Genomic DNA, 6,395 nt, shown 5'->3' with positions numbered 1-6,395 from the left:
CCCCGTGACCCGGCTCGCCGGCTTCACGCGGTTGGTGGTCGCGCCGCAGCCCGGTCGAAACTGTTCGGCGGACAGGGCTTCCTCGCCGATACGTCCGGCCTGCCGGGCAGCGTGTTCCGGGAGCGGGCCTTTGCCTACATCACCATCGGCGAATCCGGCGCGAGCCTTTCCGGCGGATCGCGCCCTGCGGCCTGGGCCTCGTTGCGGGGCGCGTTCGACGATGTCCGCTTCTTCGCGGCCCGCTACATGAGCCACAATGACGGCAACGTGCTGACCCGCATGGATGCGCAGGCGCTGATGCCGGCGGTGAAAGGCGACCAGCTGATCCTGTTCCAGGCCAGCCGGGCGAGCGACCTGGACGCCATCATGGACTTCAGGGAGCAGAACCCCTCGCTTCGTATCGCGATTGTCGGCGCGGACGAGGGCTGGCGGGTCGCCCGGCGCCTTGCGGCGCTGGACATTCCGGTGATCGTCGACGCCTTCTCGAACCTGCCTTCAAGTTTCTCGCAGCTTGCCTCGACCGCGGAGAATGCCAAACGCCTTGCCGAAGCCGGTGTCACCGTGTCCATCGTGAACCTCGACAATGACAGCCATCTTGCGCGGCTGGCGACGCAGATTGCCGGCAATGCGGTGGCCAACGGGATGGCGTTCGATGATGCGATGCGTGCCCTGACGACGGCGCCGGCCGAAACATTTGGCATGCCGGGCCTTGGCACGCTCGCGCCAGGCGGGGTGGCCGATGTTGTAGCCTGGGACGGGGATCCGCTGGACGTCGTTTCGGCGCCGACGGCTGTCTATATCGACGGCGAGGGGCAGCCGATGGGCTCGCGCCAGACCAGGCTGCGCGATCGCTACCGCACCCTCGACGAAAGCCAGCGTCCGCTCGCCTTCAAGCGATAGGGGCGCGCGCCAGAGTTTTTTCCGGCGGTTCTGATCAGCTCCCGTAAATAATCGAAGCCGCAGGCTGACCCGCCTCCGGTTTAGTGCGCTTGGCGAAAACGGGCCTGTGGTCCTGGCATGCCGCATAGCTGCCATAATCGAAGGCGAAGAGACAGCGCCGTCCGGATTGGGTAGAGCCATGTTGATCGCGTTCCTGATTTCGCTCGCCATGGCCACGGGGTCCGGTCCGATGCATGCCGCGCTGGAGGCAACCGAGGCGCCGGAAACCCTGCGCGCGGCCTTCACGGTGGAACTCGAGTCCAATTCCTCCCGCCAGACTTACCTGTTCGATCCGCGCCTGCCGGCCGGGGCGCGCTGGGTGGTTGTGGAGCGTTTCGGCCATGACCCGGAACTGGACCAGGTTGCTGCCAGCTGGGCGGCCGAGCCTGCGCCGGACGGGCGCCTGTTTCCGGATGATCTGCGCGAAAGCCTCGGATCACAGGTGGACGTGAACACGGACGGAGACGCCTGGCGCCTGAATTTCAAGCATCACCCGAACTATAACGATACCGAGTTCGACGTCTGGGCCGCCGAGCGACTGAAGGCGACCGCCTGGCTTGATCCGGTCGGTGAGCGGTTCCAGCGCATCGTTTATACGTTGCCCAAGCCGGTCAAGGGCCCCTCGGGTGGCAAGCTGACCCGCTATGAGCAGAGCTATCACCTGAAGACCGAACCGCGCTGGGGCTTTTCCTATGTGTCGGGCTTCACAATCGACCTTGAGGCGCGCGCTGCCTTCAAACGGATCGAGCGGCGGTTCGAGGCGCGGGTGACAGACGTCTATTTCTTTTTCGCCAGCACCGATGCCGAGGCCCAGTATGATGCCCGGCGCGCTGCGGCGTTACACATGGCCTCTGGACCGGGGTCGCCGGGACGCTAAACTCGGCGCCATGACGATACACATGGTCAAGCTCTGCGTCGGCGCAGACGATATCGACGATCTGGCCGACTGGCAGGAACACCTCATGAAGAAACTGCCGCATCCCGTCCACCACACGCGGATGGCGCCGAAGCGCGCCGAGGAAATGCTGGATGGCGGCTCCATCTACTGGGTCATCAAGCGGGCGATCCGGGTGCGCCAGCGCATCATCGACATCCGCTCGGTCGCCGATGAAGACGGAAAGAATATGTGCGAACTCGTATTCGATCCCGAACTCGTGCGCACCTATGCCCAACCGAAGCGGCCGTTCCAGGGCTGGCGCTACCTGAAGCCGGGCGAAGCGCCGCGCGACCTGAAATCCGGCGAGGCCGCCGCGGACTTGCCGCCGAGCCTTGATGCGGCGCTCAAGAATGCGGGGGTCTGGTAGCGCGGCGCTTTCCCGTCTCCGGTTAGTCAGGTTGACCTGATCTACCCGTTCTTACGCCTTAAGCGGCGTGAGTGGGAAATTGACATGAAAACCCTGGTTTATGGACCGCTGGCAACCTGCGGCGAGCGCAAGGGTGATGCGCCCCTGCGCGGGCGAAGCCTGCTGGGCATGCTGGCGGCGTTGTCACATAAGGTGGACGTGCCGCCGGAACATGGCGGCCTCGTGATGCAGACCCGGGGCGGAAACCCCCGGTACTGCGCGCACGGCCTGCTCGGCCGGCCAGCCCTGGAGCGACGTCATCGGCGATTATTTCACGGTCAACTGGAGCCGCGAGAAGCCGCAGGGCGCCGCGGTGGCCGTGCGCTACGAAGGTGTGTGGTTCTTTGTGGACGGCTATTGCCGGCACTCGAAGTCCACATAGGACCTGATCGGGCATCTCTATGCCCTGCAAGCAGGCCTGAACGATGCCGGGACGCGCGATACGCTGTTGCTGATAAAGCCGGCAACAGCATTGAAAAATGGCGCAGGCTGGTGGAAACAGTCCGCCTTGATCCCAGTTCATGAAAGGCCCTGCGCATGCCCCAGTTCGACATGATCCTCCTTACGCCGCAGGAGGCCCAAGGCGCCAACGTGATCGAGCACAAGGCCGGCGCGCCGGTCCACGAGGGCGGCGGGGACGAGACCTACCGCTGCGGCGGCTGCAAGACCAAGCTGCTGATCAATGTCTCGCACCGGGATGCGCACGGGGTTGTCATCAAGTGTGGCAAGTGCGCCAAGATCAACACAGAGCCGCATCACCATCATCATTGAGGCGGCCGACGCGCACCCGGTCAATCGACAGCGCCTCGCCGGGCCGCTAAGGCGGGCCGATGGCTGATTTCCTTTCCCAGTATGGCGGTCTGATCGTGTCGCTCGTCGCGGTGGGCCTGTTCGCAGGCCTCGTCGCGGGCCTGTTCGGCATCGGCGGCGGCGCCGTGATCGTTCCGGTGCTGTTCTTCCTGCTCGACGGGATGGGGCATAGCGAGACGGCGATGCACGTGGCCGTCTCCACCTCGCTTGCGACCATCATCCTGACCTCCGCCCGCAGCGTGATGGCACATCACGGGCACGGCGCTGTGGACTGGGGCATCATCCGGACCTGGTCGCCCTGGATCATGCTCGGCGCGACCTTTGGTATCAGCCTTTCCGGGATCATGTCGAAGCAGCTGCTGCTGGGCCTGTTCGGCACATTGCTGCTCCTGCTGGCAGCGCAGCTGACGTTTGGCCGGCCGGGCTGGAAACTGGCGGAGCAGATGCCGGGCGGTGCCACCCGCGCCGGGCTCGGCGCCGGTATCGGTACATTGTCGGCCTTGATGGGCATTGGCGGTGGAACCTTCGGGGTGAGCCTGATGACGCTGTTCGGCATGCCGATTCACCGCGCGGTCGCGCCCGCGGCCGGTTGGGGTGTGGCGATCGGATTGCCGGGCGCCATTGCCGCGATCTTCGTCGGCTGGGGCCGCGAGGGCTTGCCGCCGATGTCGGCCGGGTTCGTGAACCTGCCCGCGTTCGGCCTGATCTCGGTGTTCACGGTACTGATGGCGCCGGTGGGCGCAGCGCTCGCACATCGTCTGCCTGCGGATAATCTGCGCAAACTGTTCGGGGCGCTGCTGGTGCTGGTGGCCGCACGTATGGTCTGGCAGGCCCTCGGCCTTTAGGATTTACCCGCGCCAGAAGCGCGGCGTGAGGGCCACGAAGAAGGCAACGAACTCCAGGCGGCCGAGCAACATCGCCGTCGCGCAGATCCATTTCGCTGTATCACTGAGCGGCGCGAATGTGCCGGATGGTCCGACGATGGGACCAAGTCCCGGGCCGACGTTTGAGACGCTCGTCGCTGACGCAGAGATCGCCGACAAGGTGTCGAGCCCGGTGAAGGACAGAAGCGCGGCGGCGACCATGAATGTCGCCAGATAGAGGAACAGGAACACCATCACGGACTGAAGCGTATCTTCATCCACGATCCGGCCGCCATAGCGTATCGGCGCCTTCCGGTGCGGTTGCACCATGCGCTGCGACCAGGCGAAGATAGCCTTGCCGGTGATTTCCAGGCGGAACATCTTGATGCCGCAGGAGGCGGACCCGGCGCAACCACCGAGGAACGTTGCCAGCAGGATGAGCGCGATCACCGGATCGCCCCAGGTGTCGTAGGGGGCCGAGGCATAACCGGTGCCGGAGATCACCGAAATGACATTGAAGATGGCAGTAACACCGGCCTGCCAGGTAGATTCAAAAGCAGATTCTTCGAGGTGAACCTCATGATAGAATACGATGATGGCGGCGATCAGCAGAGCGATCGCGACGAACATGCGCGGTTGCGGATCCCGGATCAGCGGCATGATGCGGCCCTGAAGGATCAGGATGGCGAACAGGCTGATCGGCATGGCGGCAATCGTCATGAAGACGATTGCCACATAGATCGCTGCGCTTCCGTTGAAGTGGCCGAACGAGGCATCATAGGTCGAGAAGCCGCCTGCTGAGACGGTCGTCATCGAATGGTTGATCGCATCAAACCAGTTCATGCCAGTGATGCCATAGAGCAGTGCGCACAGCGCTGAGATGATGAGATAGGCGTAACCGATATAGGCTGCCACATCGGACACCCGCGGCAGGAACTTGCCGGTCATGTCTGAGCTCTCGAGCTGGAACAGCTGCATACCGCCGACCCGCAGCTGGGGCAGGATGGCAACTGCGGTCACGATGATACCGATGCCGCCGATCCATTGCAGGATCGAGCGCCAGAGCAGCAAGCCGCGCGGCATCTCGTCGAGGCCCGTGAACGCTGTCGCGCCGGTCGTGGTGATCGCGGAAACGCTCTCGAACCATGAATCGGTTACTGAATGGCCTGAAACGATGAATGGGATCGCGGCAATGGCCGGCAGGAAGACCCAGACGATCACGGTCAGCAGGAAAGCTTCGCGCTGGCCCATCCTAAGCTCACCGCCGCGCGCCAGAACCCAGAACAGGCCGCCAAGCAGCCCTGACAGGCTGCCGGAAACCACGAAGACGTGCGCCTGCGCGTCATTGTCCGCCAGGTCGATCAGCGCGCAGGGCAGCATTGCCGCAGCGAGCAGCACGGTCATGATGCCAATGGCCAGAATGACGGGGCGAAGCTGCATGCGCGGGCACCTTACGCCGGAAATACTGCAAAGGTGTCAACGGGGTTCGCCTGCCACGGGCTCACCCGGTTGACCCGCCGGCAGGCAGGGGGCTAGAGCGGCGCAATTCGTTTCATTTGTAACCCTTTTTGCCGAGTTGCCCCGATGTTTGACCACCCCTCATTTGACGGTCACGAAGGCGTGCACGCCTTCCACGACGCGGCCACGGGCCTGAAATGCACGGTTGCCGTCCATTCCACGGCGCTGGGGCCGGCGGCGGGGGGCTGCCGGATGTGGAATTACACAACCGGCGACGCGATGCTGACCGACGTGCTGCGTCTCTCCCAGGGCATGAGCTACAAGAATGCGATGGCCGGTATCGCGCTGGGCGGCGGCAAGGCGGTTATCTGGGGTGATCCGAAATCGGACAAGTCGCCGGCGCTCTTGCGCGCCTTCGGCCGGGCTGTCGAAAGCCTTCAGGGCCTCTACTACACCGCCGAAGATGTCGGGGTGGATGTGGCGGACATGGCCGTCGTGCGCGAGGAAACGCGCTACGTGGCGGGTCTCGATGAGGGCGCGGCCGCCAGCGGGGATCCATCGCCGGTGACCGCGAAAGGCGTCTATCTCGGCATCCGGGAAGTGGCGCGGCGCCTGTTCGGCACCGACGACCTCAACGGGCGAACCATCGCTGTCCAGGGCGTCGGCTCAGTCGGCGGGTATACCTGCGATCACCTTGCAAAGGCCGGCGCGCGCCTGATCATCACCGACATCGATCAGGACGCCCTTGCCGCCGTGGCGAGGCGTACCGGCGCGCAGATTGTTGCGCCGAACGACATCTATGACACCGAGGCTGACATCTTCTCGCCGAACGCGCTCGGCGCGATCATCAACGAGAAGACATTGTCGCGCCTGAAGGTAAAGGGCGTAGCCGGGGGCGCCAACAACCAGCTGGTCGTGCCGGAGATGGGCTAGTTCCTGCGCCGCCAGGGCATCCTTTACGCGCCCGACTATGTCATCAATG

General features: G+C 64.3%; 6 protein-coding genes and 1 pseudogene. 6 read left to right on the top strand and 1 reads right to left on the bottom strand.

Translation table 11 applies throughout. From position 1 onward, the window contains the following. From WEA77_RS03770 to WEA77_RS03750, 5 genes are all read left to right on the top strand, one after another. Window positions 1–900, top strand: a 900-nt coding sequence (locus WEA77_RS03770) for an amidohydrolase family protein (RefSeq protein ID WP_368066530.1), incomplete at its 5' end; no start/stop codon positions are given. Window positions 901–1,078: 178 nt separating this feature from the next. Beyond that, window positions 1,079–1,816, top strand: coding sequence for a hypothetical protein (locus WEA77_RS03765; protein ID WP_368066529.1), 738 nt, complete (start codon window positions 1,079–1,081; stop codon window positions 1,814–1,816). A 10-nt stretch (window positions 1,817–1,826) separates the two neighbouring features. After that, window positions 1,827–2,243 (top strand): DUF1489 family protein, encoded by a 417-nt coding sequence (locus WEA77_RS03760; protein ID WP_368066528.1) that lies wholly within the window; start codon window positions 1,827–1,829, stop codon window positions 2,241–2,243. Window positions 2,244–2,819: 576 nt separating this feature from the next. Next, window positions 2,820–3,053: a hypothetical protein gene (locus WEA77_RS03755; protein WP_368066527.1), complete on the top strand. Its 234-nt coding sequence runs from the start codon at window positions 2,820–2,822 to the stop codon at window positions 3,051–3,053. Window positions 3,054–3,112: 59 nt separating this feature from the next. Then, complete coding sequence (locus WEA77_RS03750) at window positions 3,113–3,937, top strand: sulfite exporter TauE/SafE family protein (protein ID WP_368066526.1); 825 nt, start codon at window positions 3,113–3,115, stop codon at window positions 3,935–3,937. Between the two features lie 3 nt (window positions 3,938–3,940). Here the strand turns inward: WEA77_RS03750 and WEA77_RS03745 are convergent, their stop codons facing one another. Beyond that, window positions 3,941–5,395, bottom strand: coding sequence for a TrkH family potassium uptake protein (locus WEA77_RS03745; protein ID WP_368066525.1), 1,455 nt, complete (start codon window positions 5,393–5,395; stop codon window positions 3,941–3,943). A gap of 144 nt (window positions 5,396–5,539) precedes the next feature. On the opposite strand from WEA77_RS03745, the pseudogene WEA77_RS03740 reads away from it, so the two are divergent. Continuing rightward, window positions 5,540–6,343: pseudogene (locus WEA77_RS03740) on the top strand (Glu/Leu/Phe/Val dehydrogenase); the annotation flags it as partial. Between the last annotated feature and the right edge of the window lie 52 nt (window positions 6,344–6,395).

It is taken from the genome of Hyphomonas sp., from assembly GCF_040882205.1.
Classification (GTDB): Bacteria; Pseudomonadota; Alphaproteobacteria; order Caulobacterales; family Hyphomonadaceae; genus Hyphomonas.
Note: the sequence above shows the minus strand (reverse complement) of the source record. Positions and strands in the feature narration are given on the sequence as shown.